The organism is Microbacterium sp. ABR10 (assembly GCF_057812175.1).
The window spans coordinates 2,205,873-2,221,321 of the sequence record NZ_CM173821.1; the positions used below are offsets into that span (position 1 = coordinate 2,205,873).

Sequence of the window (15,449 nt, forward strand, 5' to 3'; positions counted from 1 at the left end):
TAGAGTGACGGCATGAGCAGCCCCGGCGTCCCGAACGGTCCGGTCTTCGCCGCGCCGCACGTCGCTCCGCCGGTCGGGACCCTCCTCGCTCCCCCACCGCCGCGTCGCCGCGCCCGACCCCTTGGCATCTGGGCGCTGCTGGCGTCGATCGTCGCCATCGTCCTGGCATCTGCCGTCGGAGGCTTCGCCGCATTCCGCACCGCCCGGGGTGCGGGGCCGGGGCTCGAGACGCTCACGTCGTCGACCCTCGATTGGCGTGTGCTGTCGCCGGTGCGCGACGTGGTGCTCGTCGGAGAGATCTCGTTCTGGGCGGGGACCGTCGTGGGGGTGACCGCGCTCGTGCTCGGCATCGTCGCCACCACGGTCGGATCGGGACGCGGGGCGGGCATCACGGCCATCGTCCTCTCGGTGCTGGGACCCCTGGTGTTCGGGGGCCTCGTCGCCGTCGGCCTCGTGGCGGGGATCGCGACGATGGCGAGCGGGCTCACCCCGGTGTGACCGGCGTCCTCGGGTGCGATACCGCGCCGAGAAGGGGCGCGTCCAGCCCTTCGGGTCCCCGCCCGGGGCTCGCCTACACTCGCGGCAACGGGCGTCGTGTCCGTCATCCGCCGAGCAGGCGTGTCCTGCCCGTCGACGACCAAGGGAGCAACTCGTGAGCACCACACCGCCGCCGCCGGAGCCGTACAACCCGCCCCCCACGCGCAGCGAGCCGCACGCCGCGCCGGGTGGCTACGCCGCTCCCGCCTATGCGCCCGAGCACCGGGCGCCGGTGTCGAAGAAGCTCGGCATCATCGCATTCGTCGCCTCTGTCCTCGCAGTCCTCGTGGGTGCGATCCTCGCCTTCGTGGCGGGCGTGCAGACCGGGGGCCTCGGTCAGTACGTCGACTCCTCGACCGGTCAGGTCGACCCGGAATCGCTGCCGCCCGGCGCCGAGCAGTCGGCGATCGCGGTGGCCGCGCTGTCTGTCGCGGCATTCGTCGTCTACGGCATCCTGGGTCTCTGGGGCTTCATCCAGGGCATCATCGCCGCGGTGAAGAACCGCGGCCGCGGGTGGGGAATCGCTGCGATCGTCATCGCCGTGCTCGGCGGTATCGTCGTCATCACGGCCCTCGGCGTCGGTGCCGCGGTGGGCGTCGGCTCCATGATGTGACATCGGACCACGTGAAGACCCCGGCCTTTCGAGGCCGGGGTCTTTTCTTCGTGTCGCCGCCAGGGGCGCGCAGAAGGGTGGACCGACGGTGCCGATGCACTGGGTGATGCGTGCCACCCGTCGCGCGGACACCGGTCCCCTCGACGGGCTCAGGGACCCCCATCGCGAGAAAGGTTCGGGCTCGGCTCCCTCGACGGGCGCCGGGGTCTCCGGTCTACCGGGGGCGACGTCAGGCGCGGGGAGCGTGGAATCGCTGCTGCGCCGAGACCAAGCCCTCATCGACGAGCAACTCGACGGCATCCGCGGCATCCGACACGAGGATCGGCAACGTCTGGCGCTCGGTCGAGCCGAAGGGGTCGAGCACCCAGTCGGCGGGATCCTGACGGCCCACGGGGCGACCGATACCCACCCGCACGCGCGGGAAGTCCGCGGTGCCGAGCGCCTTGGCGATGTCGCGCACGCCATTGTGGCCGCCGTGACCGCCGCCGATCTTGAGCTTGATCGTGTCGTAGGGGATATCGAGCTCGTCGTGGACGACGACGACGTGATCCGCCTCGACGCCGTAGAAGCGGGCGAGCCCCGCGACCGGGCCGCCGGAGACGTTCATGAAGCAGTTGAGCTTGGCGAGGACGAGCTTCGCGGACCCCGGCCGGAGCCAGGTTTCGACGACGCGTGCGTTGGCCTTGTGCGCGCGGAACGCCTCGCGCCGGCGGCCGGCGAGCTCGTCCATCACCATCTGTCCGACGTTGTGCCGGGTCGCCTCGTACCGCGGGCCGGGGTTGCCGAGACCGACGATGAGCCAGGTGTCTGCCATGGCATCCATCCTTCCCGAAACGCGAACCGGGTCCGCACGCCATGAGCCGGGCCGCGAGAGCCGCGGAAAAAGAACGAGGGGGCGCGAGTCGCGCCCCCTCGTGATCGGCGGGCCGGAGCCCGCCCGGGATTACTTGTCGTCGCCCTCGGCCTCTTCGGACTGCTCCTCGGCGATCTCTGCGTCGGCCTCGGCGATCTCCTCGTCGGCGGCGAGCGTGTCGAGCGGGACCGAGACGCCCACGATGAGGGTCTCGGGCTCGGTCACGAGCGTGGCGCCCGCGGGCAGCGTCAGGTCGGCAGCGGTGATCTGCGTGCCGTCCTCGGCGCCCTCGACCGAGACCTCGACGTTCTGCGGGATGTGGGTGGCCTCGACTTCGAGCGACACGGTCGTGTTCTCGAGGTTCGCGATGGTACCGGGGAAGGGCTCACCGATGACCGTGACGGGCACGTCGACCTGGACCTTCTCGCCCTTGCGCACCACGATGAGGTCGATGTGCTCGATGATCTGACGCACGGGGTCCTTCTGCACGTCCTTCACGAGCACCAGCTGGCCCTTGCCGGCGATGTCGAGGTCGAGCAGCGCGTTGGCGCGACGAATGAGCAGCGCGACCTGGTGGCCGGGCAGCGCGACGTGCTGGGGCTCGGTGCCGTGACCGTAGATCACGGCCGGGATCTTGCCCGCGGCGCGAAGGCGACGGGCGAAGCCCTTGCCGAAGTTCTCGCGCAATTCCGCGACGACCTTGTTGTCTTCCGACATGATGTTCTCCTCGCGGGCACGCGGCCCGCAGCTTGTGCGCGGACATGGCCCGCACCTGTGTGGTCTGGATTCGACTCGAACGCGAGCGCGTGAGGAAAGCCGGGGAGCCTGCATCACTGCGTCGATCACGGATGCCACGTGCACCGGGCGGTGCGCGGCAATCCCTCGCCGAAGTTCCCCGGAAGTCTACCAGCGCTCGCGCGTCCCTCCGACCCGCGTGCCCAGGCCCCCTCACCGGACTCGTCGGCGTCGGACACCCGAGCGACGTGCCAGCGTCGGACGTCCGCGCAGCGTGACGCGACGCAGGTGCCGGCGAGGCGGCGACCATCCCTGACCGCCCCGGCGCTGCAGGGGCACGGACCTCGCGACGGTAGGATCGATGTGCCACACCGACCCGGAGGATCATCATGGACAGCGGCTTCTTCTCTCACGTCGTGCTCTGGGTCATCGGCGGTATCGCCACGATCGGCCTCGTCGGCACGGTCGGCGCCCTCTTCTCGATGGGGCGCAACGCGGGCTACAAGAAGCACTGACCCTCGGCGCCCCGCCGCGGGGCTCCACGGATCGGCGCCCCTCGACAGGGCGGAACGTTCCTCTTTCGGCGCACGTCTCCTCATCGCGCTGACCGTCGACGGAGCGCTGCCCCGCGGCTCGACCGTCAGCCGAACGAGAGCGCGACCTTCGACGACGCGGACGAATCGGCGGCGGTCGCGAAGGCCGACAGGGCGTCCGCGACCGGGACGACGTGCGTGATGATGCCGTCGACGTCGAGCGAGCCGTCGGCGAGCGCCGCGATCACCTCGGCGAACTCGTCGCCGAAGCGGAACGACCCGGTCAGGGTGAGTTCGCGCGTGATGGCGGTCGCGAGCGGGGCCATCACTGACCCGGCGGCCTGCAGGCCCAGCAGGACGACGGTGCCACCGCGACGGGCGGCGGCGATGGCGGATGCCAGGCCGGGCACCGTCCCGCTGGATTCGATCACGACGTCGGCGTGCAGCTGAGCGATCGCCTCGTCGTCGCGCGCATCAAGCGCCCGAGCGCCGCGCGCCTCCGCGAGCGAACGCGGAAGCTCGTGGAGATCGGTGGATATCACCTCGGCTGCGCCGCGGTGGCGCGCGACCGCGACGGCGAGTTGACCGATGGGCCCCGCGCCGATCACCGCGACCCGGCGTCCCGCGACGGCTCCGGCCTGGCTCACCGCGTGCCACGCGACCGCGGCGGGTTCCGCCAGGACGGCCGCGCGCAGGTCGAGGCCCGAAGGGAGAGGGAACAGCATCCGCGAGGGCAGGGCCACGCGCTCGGCGAAGCCGCCCTGGGTGTGCGGCAGGTGCATGGCGGAGCCGAGGTAGGTCGAGGCCGGCGCGAGCTGGGGCCGATCCTCCGGCCAGGGCGTCACCCCGTCACCCCGGGGGGTGAGCGGGTGCACGGCCACCGGGGTTCCGACGGCCGGCCCGCTGCCGTCGGCCGCGGCACGTACGACCGTGCCGGACAATTCGTGCCCGAGCACGAGCGGCCCGCGGAGGATCGACGCGCCGGCCGCTCCGTGACGCCAGTAGTGCAGGTCGGACCCGCAGACGCCGCCGTAGGCGACGGCGACGACGGCCTCGTCGGCATCCGGGATCGGTTCGTCGATGTCTTCGACGCGGAGGTCGTCGGCGGCATGGGCCACCACGGCGAGGTTGGTCATCGTCGCTCCTCAGGACGTTGGGGTCGACAGGCGCAGGTCGCCGATGACGATCTCGACAGTCTCACCGGCGTGGACGGGGGCCTGCGAGTGCGGGGCGCCCATCATCACGACATCGCCCGGGCCGAGGGTCGTCCACCCCGCGACGTAGGCGAGGCACTCCCGGGGCGTCATCGGCAGGCGACCGGCCGACGTCTCGGCCCGGGCGACGCCATCGGCGAGCAGTGCCATGGGCAGGTCGGCGTCGAGCGAGAGGGCGGTGTCGATCCACGGCCCGAGCGGGGTGTACCCCTCCCCCGACTTCGACTCGAAGTTGCGCGGATCCACCACTGCCCGGTCGGGGCTGGACAGATCGTTCACCGCGGTGATCCCGAGCACGTACTCATGGGCGTTCTCGGCCGTGAGTCCGGTCGTATCCCGCCCGATCACCACGGCTACTTCGGCCTCGGCCACGGTCTGGCCGGCATCGCGGCGCAGTCGCACGGTGACCCCGGGGCCCGTGACGGTTCGCGGACTCTTCAGCCACGCCTGCACCGGCGACGCGTGGCCCGGCCCGTTCTGCGCGATGCCCACGACGACCGTCGGGGTGCACGGAGGAGCGAGATCGCCCTGGACGGGCTCGGCGGCATCCTGCGGCTCTTTCCCTCCCGCGAACGCGGCGTAGGGGTCGTCGACGGGGATGAACGACCCATCGTCGTCGACGCGCACGGTCGTGACGCCACCTGACGTGATCACTCGAGCGATACGCATCAGACCACCGCCGTCATTCCGCCGTCGACGAAGATCGTCTGACCGTTGACGTAGTCGCTCGCGGAGCTGGAGAGGAACACCAGCGTCCCCACCAAATCACTGGTGTCCCCCCATCGTCCCGCCGGGGTGCGCGTGCGCACCCACGCCGAGAACGTCTCGTCGTCGACGAGAGCCTGCGTGAGCTCGGTCGCGAAGTACCCCGGCGCGATGGCGTTCGCCTGGATGCCGTGGGGTGCCAGGTCGGCGCACAGCCCCTTCGTCAGCATGGCGATGGCCCCCTTCGTCGCGCCGTACGGGGCGATCGAGGGGCGGGCGAGTTGCGACTGCACGCTGCCGATCTGCACGAGCTTGCCCGAACCGCGTTCGATCATGCCCCGGGCCACCCGCCGCGAGACGTAGAAGGCGCTGGAGAGGTTGGTGCGCACCAGGTCGTCCCAGTCGGCGTCGGCGAACTCCGCGATGGGCGCGCGACGCTGGACGCCGGCGTTGTTCACGACGATGTCCGGGATGCCGTGGCCCTCTCCGATCCGGTCGATGCCGGCGTCGACGGCGGCCGAGTCGCCGACATCGAACGTCGAGACGTACGCGGTCACGCCGGTCGCCGCGGTGATCTCGTCGGCGGCGCGGCCGGCGGTCACGGCATCCCTCCCGTGCACGATCACCGTGGCGCCGGCCTCGGCGAGCCCCTGGGCGAGGGTGCGGCCGATGCCGCGGCTGGAACCGGTGACGAGGGCGAGCCGGCCGGCGAGATCGAACGCGCCGCTCATCGGATCGTCCGGACGGTGACGGTCGTGGCATCCACGCCCTCGCCGGCCTCTTCACGCGACACCTTGATGGCGTCGTCGGTGCGCGTGAGGTCGCGACGCAGGGTCTCAGGGACGAGGAATGTCGAGGCGGTCGTGATCAACGCCAGGGTCGCCATGTAGATCGCCAGCAACAACCAGTTCGCATCGCTGACGGCGATGATGTAGGCGCCGAGGACGCCCGCGAGGCCACCGGCGAGAACGGCCGAGAGCTCGCGCGCCATGGCCACGCCGAGGTAGCGGTGACGGTTGCCGAACAGCTCGGGGAGCATCGCGCACTGCGGTCCGAGCATCGAATTGACCGCGATGCCGATGCCGATCGCGACGACGGCGATGGTGATCGGGTAGCTGCCGAGCGACATGAGCCACCAGGCCGGGAAGGTGAAGACGAGCATGAACAGCGCACCCGCACGGTAGACGGTCCGCCTTCCCATCCGGTCCGACAGCGCACCTGTCAGCGGCACCGAGAAGATACCGATGAGGGAGCCGAGCGTGACACCCCACGTCAGCAGGCTGCGGTCTGCCTGGCCCCCGACGGTGGCGACGAAGAACGTCAGCGCGAGGGTGTTGAACATGTAGGAGCCGCCGTTCTCGGCCATGCGCAGGCCGATGCCGACGATGACGCCCGGCAGGCCCCGGGTGAAGATGTCGCGGACGGGACGCTCGGCGATCTGCTCGCTCTTCTCGAGCTCGATGAAGGTCGGCGTCTCACGCAGACGCATGCGGATGAACAGTGCGAGCAGGATGAGCACGAACGAGGCGAGGAACGGCACGCGCCAGCCCCAGCTGAGCAGCTGATCCTCGGGCAGCAGCGAGATCAGGCTGAAGACGACGGCCGCGAGCAGGGTGCCCGCCTGGATGCCGATGAAGGGTAGCGCCGAGAAGAAGCCGCGGCGCTTCACGGGCGCGTACTCGGCCATGAGCACCGTGGCACCGGCCTGCTCGGCGCCGGCGCCGAAGCCCTGGAGCAGTCGCATGATCACGAGCAGGATCGGCGCGAGGATGCCGACGGCCTCGTAGGTGGGAAGGAGACCGATAGCGGTGGAGGCTCCACCCATCAGCAGGATCGTGATGACGAGCACCCACTTGCGGCCCAGCTTGTCCCCGAGGACGCCGAAGAAGAGCCCGCCGAAGGGCCGGGCGAGGAAGCCGACACCGTAGGTCGCGAACGCGGCCACCGTGGCGAGGGCGGGGTCGTCCTGTGAGAAGAACAGGACGTTGAAGATCAGCGCCGTCGAGAGGCCGTACAGCGCGAAGTCGAAGTACTCCAGCGCGCTGCCGATGCTCGAGGCGAGGGTGGCGCGGCGCAGGTTCGCGGCGTATTCGGGATCATCCGTCGGCTGCGGCGTCGGTGTGGATGCAGTGGTCACGGCCATCTCCTTCGATCGGCTGGTGTCTTGCGACGAGCCGACTGTACCAACGGAGTGAACGCAGTTCAACATGTTGGACAGAATTCGCGAAGGGTTGCGGTCGGTGTCCATCGATTCGGGGCGGGATCGGCCGTTCGGGGCGCGGCGGACGCGCCCCGAAGGGCGCGGGAGGCGCCCCGAACCCGCGCCCCGCGACGCCCGACGCAGGGCGCGAGAGACGCGTCGAATCCGAGCCGTGGGCCGCGACGCGCGTCAGGTGGCGCGGGAAGCGCTGAACGGGTTCGTCAGTGCCCGCGCCGCCTCACGAAGCGCAGCGCCGACGCGCGAGATCCGCTCCGGTGCGGCATCCGCCACGGGGATGCCGACCCCCAGCGCCAACTGCGGATCGCCCGGCGCCCAGCCCTCGAGGGGCACGGCGACGCCGACGATGCCGCGGAACGACTCCTCCTCGTCGACCGACCACCCGCGCTCACGGGCGGCGGCGATCTTGGCGAGGACGGCATCGACGTCGATCGTGCTGTGCGAGGTGAGCCGGGGCAGCGGACGCCCCCGCGAGAGCATCTCCCGAACGTCGTCGTCACTGCGGGTCATCAGCAGCGCGCGGCCCGTCGCCGACAGCGCAGCGGGCAGACGGGACCCCAGGGGCGTTCCGAGGCGCACCGAACGCGATCCCTCGTAGCGCGCGAGGTAGAGGGCGTCGGTGTCGTCGAGCACGGCGACCTGTACGAGCTCTGTGGCGAGCACCGGCGAAGTCTCGCACACGGCGTAGAACTCGCGCACCTGGTTGAACTGCGCGGCGAAGGCGCCGCCGAGCTCCGCGGTACGGATGCCGAGGCGGTACCCCAGCGGGACGCGCTCGATCATGCGCCCCGCCTCCAGCGACAGGCACAGATTGGCCGTCGAGGACTTCGCCAGGCCCAGGCCCGCGGCGAGCTCCGTGAGTGTCAGCGCACGTCCCGCCTCGGCGAGCAGACCGAGGAGTCGGATGCCGCGCCCCACCGCCGGGGCAGGATCCCGGACGACGCCGCCCTCTTCGTCATCGCTCACCGCGACCTCCCCGTCGTGCGGGCGCCACCGCAGCGGCGCGTCAGTAGAACTCGACCGTATCGACAACGGCGCGCATCGGTTGCCCGTCGAGAAGGCGCGTGGCGTTCTCGGCGAAGCGGCGGGCGATGCGCTCCTCCTCTTTGCTGCTCAAGGCCGCCGTATGCGGGCTGACGAGCACGCGCGGATGCCGCCACAGCGGGGAGTCCTCGGGCAACGGCTCCACCTCGAAGACGTCGAGGGCGGCGAACGACACCCGCCCGTCATCGAGGGCCGCGAGGAGCGCAGCCTCGTCGATCACCGTTCCGCGACCGACACTGGCGAGGATGACCCCCGGCTTGACCGCCGCGAGCACGCGGTCGTCGATGAGATGGTGCGTCTGGTCGGTGCCGGGGAGGGTGACCACGATGGCATCCACATCTCCGACGGCACTGACCAGCTCCTCGAGCGGGACCAGGCGGTCGACCCCGTCGACGGGCGCGCCGGAGCGGGTGGTCCCCCACACCTGGGCGCCGAGGGCGTGGAAACGGCGGGCGCACTCGGCACCGATACCGCCGAGCCCGACGACGAGCACGGTCATCTCGTCGACCTGGCGCATCTCCCACCGGTCGGTCCACGCGCGTTCGGCCTGCTGTCGGGCGAGACGGGGCAGGTCTTTCGCACCGGCCATCACGCCGAATACGGCGAACTCCGCGAGAGGTCCGCCGTGCACGCCCGCACTGGTGGTGAACACGACACGCTCGAGCGCGTCGCGGTCGAGGCCGGCGGCCTTCACCTGGCCACCTCCGCCGGCGGCCGTGGTCATGACCCAGCGCAGGTGCGGATTCGCGGCGACCGTGCGGGCGAGGACCGTCGGATCGACGTCGGGGATGCCGAAGAGCACATCGGCCGAGTCGACCATGGCGTCGAACTCGTCCTGCTCCTTCGCCGAGCGCTCGTGGGCGGGGTCACCGGACCAGTCGGCGGGGCCGCGCATCGGATGCGTCAGCCGCGCGTCGCGCACGAGGTCCAGCCGCGGCTCCAGCCGCTCGATGAGACGGCAGTGCTCCTCTTTCAGGGGCACGGCCACCACGGCCCGTAGTCTGTCGTTGGTCGACATCGTCGTCTCTCCCTCCGCCGCGTCGGTGGGTGACCGCCACGGCTCGCGTGAATCCTCGTTCACCATACTGAACCCTGTTCAACCTGTTGTCCAGCCGATAGGATGCCGTCATGACGCAGCTCGACGAAGAGACGGCCACCCCCGCAGCGACCGACGTGCGACTGGGCGTGTGGGGCCTCGGCGCGATGGGCGAGCCTATGGCGCAACACCTCCTGGCCGCGCGCGGGGCACTCACGGTGCACGCCCGCCGTGAACGTCCCGCCCTGACCGACGCCGGCGCGCACTGGGCTCCCACTGCCCGCGAGCTCGGGGCCGCGACCGACGCCGTGCTGGTGATGCTGCCCGATCTGCCGCAGCTCGGGGAACATCTCCACGGGCCCGACGGCCTGCTGGCCGGCATCGGAGAGCGCGAGTTCCTGCTCCTGATCGGATCGACGTCGTCACCGGTCGGCGTGCGCGACCTGGCTGAGCGCTTGGCCCCCGGCATCCGAATCGTGGACTGCCCCGTCTCGGGCGGCGAGGATGGCGCGAAAGCCGGGACGCTGTCGATCATGCTCGGTGGCTCACCCGCCGACACCGACCTCGCCGCAGCCCTCCTGGCACCCTGCGGCACCCCGGTGCGCCTCGGCCCACTCGGCGCGGGAGAGGTCGCGAAGGCGTGCAATCAGATGGTCGTGGCGGCGACCATCCTGGCCCTCGGCGAAGCGACCGAGCTCGCGGCCCGCTCCGACGTCGACCCCGCCGCCCTCTGGGCGCTGCTCGGGGGCGGATACGCCGGCTCGAACCTGCTCCAGAGTCGCCGACAGAAGCTCGTCGACGGCGACGACTCCCCCAGCGGCATCGCCGGATACATGGTGAAGGACCTGGGCTTCGCGGCCGATGTCGCCGCGGCCACCGGTACCCGACCGGCGCTGCTCCCGGCCCTGCGCGACGCCTTCGACGAGATCGTCGAGCGCGGCCTCGGCGAGCGCGACATCGCCGTCACCCGCCGTTTCACAGCCGAGCGCAGCGAGACCGACGCGTCCGGCTGACGTCGGCGGATCCGCTCAGTCGTCGGAGGTTGCGGATGCCATGGCGTCGCCGGCCTCGCGCACGATCAGACTCATCGCCTGGGCGGCCTCGTCCGCACGGCCCGCGGTGACGGCGAACGCGACGTCCTGGTGCCAGCGGACGGCGTGCGGGTTGGCGTCGTGCGGCATGAGGTCGTGCAGGGTGCGCCCCACGAGCACCGACTCCACGACCGAGCCGAGAGCGGCGAACATCGCGTTGCCGGATGCCGCGAGCAGCGTCCGGTGGAACCGCACGTCGGCCGCGAGATACTCGGCGCCGTCCGCGTCGCGCTCGGTACGGGCCATCTCCATCACGGCGGAAACGAGGTCGCGGCGCTGCGCATCGGTGGCGGAAGCGGCGGCCGCCCGAGCGGCGAGCGGTTCGATCGCGCCTCGCAACGCGCTGAGCTCTCGCAGTTGGGCGCCGCGGCCGGGGCCCGCGAGCCGCCACGCGATGATCTCGGGCGCGTAGACGTTCCATTCCGTCGCCGGGAGCACCTCGACGCCGGTCTTGCGACGTACGCGCACGAGACCGAGCGACTGCAGCACGCGAACGGCCTCGCGGCCGGCGCCGCGAGATGACCCCGACGACAGCTCCGCCGTGATCAGGCGGGATCCGGCCGCCAGTTCGCCGTCGACGATGGCCGACCCGAGGCGATCGACGAGCGCGTCGTGCAGCGACACCGCCTCGTTGCGCTCCGTCGTCATTCCTCGATGATGCCAGACGTGACGTAAGACATTTTCAGTTTCATCGTGCGTGATTCGTCGTCATGTGGTTTTATGTACGACAAATAACAAGCGGCATTGCTGCCGCCCGCCGGAACAAGGACGCTCATGGCCCTCACCTCCCTCCCTGCACCCCTGGTGCTCGCCGCCGCCGACACCGCGACCGCCGCCCCGGCCGGACAGCTGATCACCGCCGCCCTGGTCGGCGTCGCCCTCATCGTGGTGCTGATCACGTGGGGCAAGCTCCACCCGTTCCTCGCCCTGACCATCGGCGCACTCACCACCGGCGTGGTCGCCGGCATGGCGATCCCCACCACCGTCACCAGCTTCACCGGCGGTTTCGGCTCGACGATGGGCGGGGTCGGCATCCTCGTCGCCCTCGGCGCGATCTACGGAAAGCTCCTGGCCGACTCTGGAGGCGCCGACCGCATCGTCGACACCCTCGTCGCGCGCGCGACACCCCGGAGCCTGCCGTGGGTGATGGGCCTCATCGGCGCGATCATCGGCCTGCCGATGTTCTTCGAGGTCGGTCTCGTCCTGCTGGTGCCGGTCATCATCCTCGTCGCCCGCCGGTCCGGCGTCGCGCTGATGAAGATCGCCATCCCCACCCTGGCCGGTCTGTCGGCGATGCACGGTCTCGTGCCCCCGCACCCCGGCCCCCTCGCCGCCATCGACGCGCTGGGCGCCAACCTGGGCCTGACCCTCTTCTTCGGCGTGATCGTTGCCATCCCCGCCGTCATCATCGCGGGCCCGCTCTTCGCGCCCATCGCCGCCCGGTGGGCACCGGTCCCCGTTCCCGAGCTGTTCCTCTCGGCGGAGGAGAAGGGCGACGCGCCCGCGCGCCGGCCCTCGTTCGCCGCGACCCTGGCCAGCATCCTGCTCCCCGTCTTCCTCATGTTGCTCAAGGCCGTCGCCGACATCGTCGCGCCCGGGTCGAACGACGCGTGGAAGGTCGTCATCGACTTCCTGGGCCTGCCGATCATCGCGCTGCTGCTCGCCGTGCTCGTCGGCTTCGTCGTGCTGGGCCGCGGGGCGGGCTTCGACCGCGCGAAGCTGACGAGCGTCGTCGGCTCCTCTCTCGGACCGATCGCCGGCATCCTGCTGATCGTGGGCGCCGGCGGCGGTTTCAAGCAGGTGCTCGTCGACACCGGGATCGGCAAGGTCATCGCCGACCTCGTCGCCGGGTCCAGCGTGTCGGTGCTGCTGCTCGCCTGGCTCGTGGCCGTCGTGATCCGCGTGGCGACGGGATCGGCCACCGTCGCCACCATCACCGCCGCCGGAATCCTGCAGCCTCTCACCGAAACCCTGGACGCCCCCATGACGGCCCTGCTCGTGCTGGCCATCGGTGCGGGATCGGTGTTCCTCAGCCACGTCAACGACGCCGGCTTCTGGCTCATCAAGGAGTACTTCGGTCTCGACATCCCCATGACCCTGAAAACATGGACGGTGCTGGAGTGCGTGATCTCGATCACGGGCCTGGCCGGCGTCCTCGTCATCAGCGCGTTCGTCTGACCGGAACGGAAAGAGAGCATCATGGCATCCCACCCCGTCCTCGTGTTCATGGGACCCGCCGGCACCGGCAAGTCCACCGTCGCGGGCATGCTCGCCGGCCGCCTCGGCTGGGACTTCCAGGAGGGCGACGACCTGCACCCCGAGGCCAACGTCGCCAAGATGGCGTCGGGGCACGCGCTGAACGACGACGACCGCTGGCCCTGGCTCGACCGGGTCGCCGCCTGGATCGACGGCCGGATCGCCGCGGACCGTCCGGGCATCATCACGTGCTCCGCGCTCAAGCGCAGCTACCGCGACGTCCTGCGTCGCGACGACCTGACCTTCGTGCTGCTGATGGGCGACCCCGCCCTCGTGCTCGAGCGACTCTTGCGCCGTCAGGGCCACTACATGCCCCCGTCGCTGCTCACCTCGCAGTTCGACACCCTCGAGATGCCGGATGCCGACGAGCAGGCGATCCGCGTCGACCTCGACCTCACCCCGCAGGAGCAGGTGCAGGAGGTCGTCGACCGTCTGCGCCTCTCCCCCGCCTGAAACACGGGGGACCCGAGCCGATAAAGTGGCATCGGCAACCCCACGTGCGCCCGATACCCCTTCTCGCAGCCGATTTACGGAGCAACGAATGACGTCGACCCCCTCCCCGACCGGACCCTCGATCGATCAGGATCAGGCCCCTCACCGGGCCGCACAGGTGCACGAGGGTGCGCCCGGCATCGAAGAGGTGGAACGCCCCACCGCCGAGGCCGACTCCCGCCCCGAGGGCACGGGCGACGGTCGCGCGAACATCGGCGTCGTGGGCCTGGCCGTCATGGGCTCGAACCTCGCGCGCAACCTCGCCAGCCGCGAGGGGAACACCGTCGCGGTATTCAACCGCAGCGCCGACAAGACCGAGCACGTGCTCGAGGCGCACCCCGAGGCGAACTTCGTCGCGTCGTACTCCTACGAAGACTTCGCCGCCTCGCTGTCGAAGCCGCGCACCGCGATCATCATGGTCAAGGCCGGCCGCCCCACCGACTTCGTCATCGACGAGCTGGTGAAGGTGTTCGAGCCGGGCGACATCATCGTCGACGGCGGCAACGCCCTGTTCACCGACACCATCCGCCGCGAGAAGGCCGTGCGCGACACGGGCATCAACTTCGTCGGCATGGGCGTCTCGGGCGGTGAGGAGGGCGCGCTCCTCGGCCCCTCGATCATGCCCGGCGGCTCCGACGAGGCCTGGGCCACGCTCGGCCCGATCCTGAAGTCGATCGCCGCGGTCGCCGAGGGCGAGCCCTGCGTCACGCACGTCGGCCACGACGGCGCCGGACACTTCGTCAAGATGGTTCACAACGGCATCGAGTACGCCGACATGCAGCTCATCGCCGAGGCCTACGACCTCATCCGCCAGGCCACGGGCAAGACCCCCGCCGAGATCGCCGACGTGTTCGCCGAGTGGAACCGCGGCGAGCTGGAGTCCTACCTCATCGAGATCACCGCCGAGGTGCTGCGTCAGGTGGATGCCGACACGAGCAAGCCCCTCGTCGACGTCATCCTCGACCAGGCCGGCGCCAAGGGCACCGGAGCCTGGACGGTGCAGACCGCCCTCGACCTGGGCGTGCCCGTCTCGGGAATCGCCGAGGCCACCTTCGCGCGGTCGCTGTCGAGCCACCCCGAGCAGCGCGAGGTCTCGCGCGAGCTCCCCGGGACCTCCGTCACCGAGCTGCTCTCGGGTGACGACGCCGACACCTTCATCGAGCAGGTGCGCCTGGCGCTGTACGCCTCGAAGATCGTCGCGTACAGCCAGGGCTTCGACGAGATCCGCGCCGGGGCCGCCCAGTACGACTGGAAAATCGACCTGGGCGCGGTGTCGAAGATCTTCCGCGGCGGCTGCATCATCCGCGCGCAGTTCCTCAACCGCATCGCCGAGGCGTACGACGCCGACCCGACGCTCCCGGTCCTGCTGACCGCGCCCTACTTCGTCGAGGCCCTCGGGCGTGCGCAGGACTCGTGGCGCAGCATCGTCGGGCAGGCCGCGGCCGCCGGCATCCCCGCTCCCGCGTTCAGCTCGTCGCTGGCCTACTACGACGGTCTGCGCGCCGAGCGTCTGCCCGCCGCCCTCATCCAGGGCCAGCGCGACTTCTTCGGCGCCCACACCTACCGCCGCATCGACAAGGAGGGCACCTTCCACACCCTCTGGTCGGGCGACCGCACCGAGATCGAGGCCGAGGACACCCACTGACCCGGCTGGTCACGAAGCGGCGACGGGCACTGCTCGTCGCCGCTTCGGCGTTGTACGCGTGGGGCCTGTGGTGGATGACGTTGCGCCCCACGCTCGTCGACCCGCAGGTGGAGAGCGTGATCTGGCGTGTGGTCCGGGTGCTGCAGTCGGCGCCGGGGCTGGGATGGGTCGCCTACGACGGAGTGGAGTTCGCGGCGAACGTCGCGATGTTCGTTCCCCTGGGGGCGCTCATCCTGGTCTGGCGCGGCCGCTGGTGGCACGGCATCCTGGGCGGACTCGTCCTCAGCGCCGGCATCGAGACGTGGCAGCTGCTTTTCCTGCCGACCCGCGTCGCCGACGTCCGCGACCTCGTCGCGAACACGCTCGGCGCCGCGATCGGGGTGGGGACGGTGGTGCTGTTCAGCCGGAGGCGTACTCGCTCACAGCAATCACATAACCCGCTCCATAGAAAGGTCATAGATTCCCCCGCAGAATGAG

The 15,449-nt window shown here is 70.7% G+C and carries 17 protein-coding genes; 8 read left to right on the plus strand and 9 right to left on the minus strand.

Annotated elements, in window-relative coordinates; genetic code table 11:
• Nucleotides 1-12 precede the first annotated feature (12 nt).
• Both ACXKZF_RS10235 and ACXKZF_RS10240 read left to right on the plus strand, forming a co-directional pair.
• On the plus strand, nt 13-498 hold the full coding sequence (locus ACXKZF_RS10235; RefSeq protein ID WP_488984131.1) for a hypothetical protein: 486 nt from the start codon (nt 13-15) through the stop codon (nt 496-498).
• 154 nt (nt 499-652) lie between these two features.
• Nucleotides 653-1,150 carry a hypothetical protein gene (locus ACXKZF_RS10240; protein WP_243222343.1) on the plus strand — a complete coding sequence of 166 codons (498 nt, stop codon included), beginning with the start codon at nt 653-655 and terminating at the stop codon, nt 1,148-1,150.
• A 229-nt stretch (nt 1,151-1,379) separates the two neighbouring features.
• Here the strand turns inward: ACXKZF_RS10240 and pth are convergent, their stop codons facing one another.
• The gene (gene pth / locus ACXKZF_RS10245) at nt 1,380-1,964 is read right to left on the minus strand and encodes an aminoacyl-tRNA hydrolase (RefSeq protein ID WP_055957091.1); all 585 of its coding nucleotides are present in this window, start codon (nt 1,962-1,964) and stop codon (nt 1,380-1,382) included.
• Nucleotides 1,965-2,093: 129 nt separating this feature from the next.
• Nucleotides 2,094-2,720: a 50S ribosomal protein L25/general stress protein Ctc gene (locus ACXKZF_RS10250; protein ID WP_055957089.1), complete on the minus strand. Its 627-nt coding sequence runs from the start codon at nt 2,718-2,720 to the stop codon at nt 2,094-2,096.
• A 407-nt stretch (nt 2,721-3,127) separates the two neighbouring features.
• On the opposite strand from ACXKZF_RS10250, the gene ACXKZF_RS10255 reads away from it, so the two are divergent.
• The gene (locus tag ACXKZF_RS10255; protein ID WP_261742869.1) at nt 3,128-3,253 is read left to right on the plus strand and encodes a hypothetical protein; all 126 of its coding nucleotides are present in this window, start codon (nt 3,128-3,130) and stop codon (nt 3,251-3,253) included.
• A 125-nt stretch (nt 3,254-3,378) separates the two neighbouring features.
• On the opposite strand, the gene ACXKZF_RS10260 is transcribed toward ACXKZF_RS10255, so the two are convergent.
• From ACXKZF_RS10260 to ACXKZF_RS10285, 6 genes are all read right to left on the minus strand, one after another.
• The gene (locus ACXKZF_RS10260) at nt 3,379-4,407 is read right to left on the minus strand and encodes a zinc-binding dehydrogenase (protein WP_488984132.1); all 1,029 of its coding nucleotides are present in this window, start codon (nt 4,405-4,407) and stop codon (nt 3,379-3,381) included.
• Between the two features lie 9 nt (nt 4,408-4,416).
• Entirely contained in the window at nt 4,417-5,154 is a 738-nt protein-coding gene (locus tag ACXKZF_RS10265; protein WP_488984133.1) for a fumarylacetoacetate hydrolase family protein, read from the minus strand.
• On the minus strand, nt 5,154-5,921 hold the full coding sequence (locus ACXKZF_RS10270) for an SDR family oxidoreductase (protein WP_488984134.1): 768 nt from the start codon (nt 5,919-5,921) through the stop codon (nt 5,154-5,156). Before ACXKZF_RS10270 ends, ACXKZF_RS10265 begins: the two co-directional genes overlap by 1 nt.
• Nucleotides 5,918-7,333, minus strand: a complete 1,416-nt coding sequence (locus ACXKZF_RS10275; protein ID WP_055957081.1) for an MFS transporter — start codon at nt 7,331-7,333, stop codon at nt 5,918-5,920. Before ACXKZF_RS10275 ends, ACXKZF_RS10270 begins: the two co-directional genes overlap by 4 nt.
• Nucleotides 7,334-7,579: 246 nt before the next feature.
• Complete coding sequence (locus tag ACXKZF_RS10280; RefSeq protein ID WP_055957079.1) at nt 7,580-8,374, minus strand: IclR family transcriptional regulator; 795 nt, start codon at nt 8,372-8,374, stop codon at nt 7,580-7,582.
• Nucleotides 8,375-8,414: 40 nt separating this feature from the next.
• Nucleotides 8,415-9,470 (minus strand): D-2-hydroxyacid dehydrogenase, encoded by a 1,056-nt coding sequence (locus ACXKZF_RS10285; RefSeq protein WP_488984135.1) that lies wholly within the window; start codon nt 9,468-9,470, stop codon nt 8,415-8,417.
• Between the two features lie 110 nt (nt 9,471-9,580).
• Here ACXKZF_RS10285 and ACXKZF_RS10290 point away from each other — a divergent pair, with 110 nt between their 5' ends.
• Nucleotides 9,581-10,501, plus strand: coding sequence for an NAD(P)-dependent oxidoreductase (locus tag ACXKZF_RS10290; protein WP_488984136.1), 921 nt, complete (start codon nt 9,581-9,583; stop codon nt 10,499-10,501).
• A 15-nt stretch (nt 10,502-10,516) separates the two neighbouring features.
• On the opposite strand, the gene ACXKZF_RS10295 is transcribed toward ACXKZF_RS10290, so the two are convergent.
• Entirely contained in the window at nt 10,517-11,227 is a 711-nt protein-coding gene (locus ACXKZF_RS10295; protein WP_055957075.1) for a FadR/GntR family transcriptional regulator, read from the minus strand.
• A gap of 126 nt (nt 11,228-11,353) precedes the next feature.
• Between ACXKZF_RS10295 and ACXKZF_RS10300 the strand changes: the two genes are divergently transcribed.
• The 4 genes from ACXKZF_RS10300 (at nt 11,354) to ACXKZF_RS10315 (ending at nt 15,448) form a co-directional block, all read left to right on the plus strand.
• Nucleotides 11,354-12,757: a GntP family permease gene (locus ACXKZF_RS10300; RefSeq protein ID WP_488984137.1), complete on the plus strand. Its 1,404-nt coding sequence runs from the start codon at nt 11,354-11,356 to the stop codon at nt 12,755-12,757.
• A 21-nt stretch (nt 12,758-12,778) separates the two neighbouring features.
• The gene (locus ACXKZF_RS10305) at nt 12,779-13,288 is read left to right on the plus strand and encodes a gluconokinase (protein ID WP_488984138.1); all 510 of its coding nucleotides are present in this window, start codon (nt 12,779-12,781) and stop codon (nt 13,286-13,288) included.
• Nucleotides 13,289-13,376: 88 nt separating this feature from the next.
• Nucleotides 13,377-14,972 (plus strand): NADP-dependent phosphogluconate dehydrogenase, encoded by a 1,596-nt coding sequence (gene gndA / locus ACXKZF_RS10310; protein ID WP_488984139.1) that lies wholly within the window; start codon nt 13,377-13,379, stop codon nt 14,970-14,972.
• A gap of 74 nt (nt 14,973-15,046) precedes the next feature.
• Nucleotides 15,047-15,448 carry a VanZ family protein gene (locus tag ACXKZF_RS10315; protein ID WP_488984140.1) on the plus strand — a complete coding sequence of 134 codons (402 nt, stop codon included), beginning with the start codon at nt 15,047-15,049 and terminating at the stop codon, nt 15,446-15,448.
• Nucleotide 15,449: the final 1 nt, after the last annotated feature.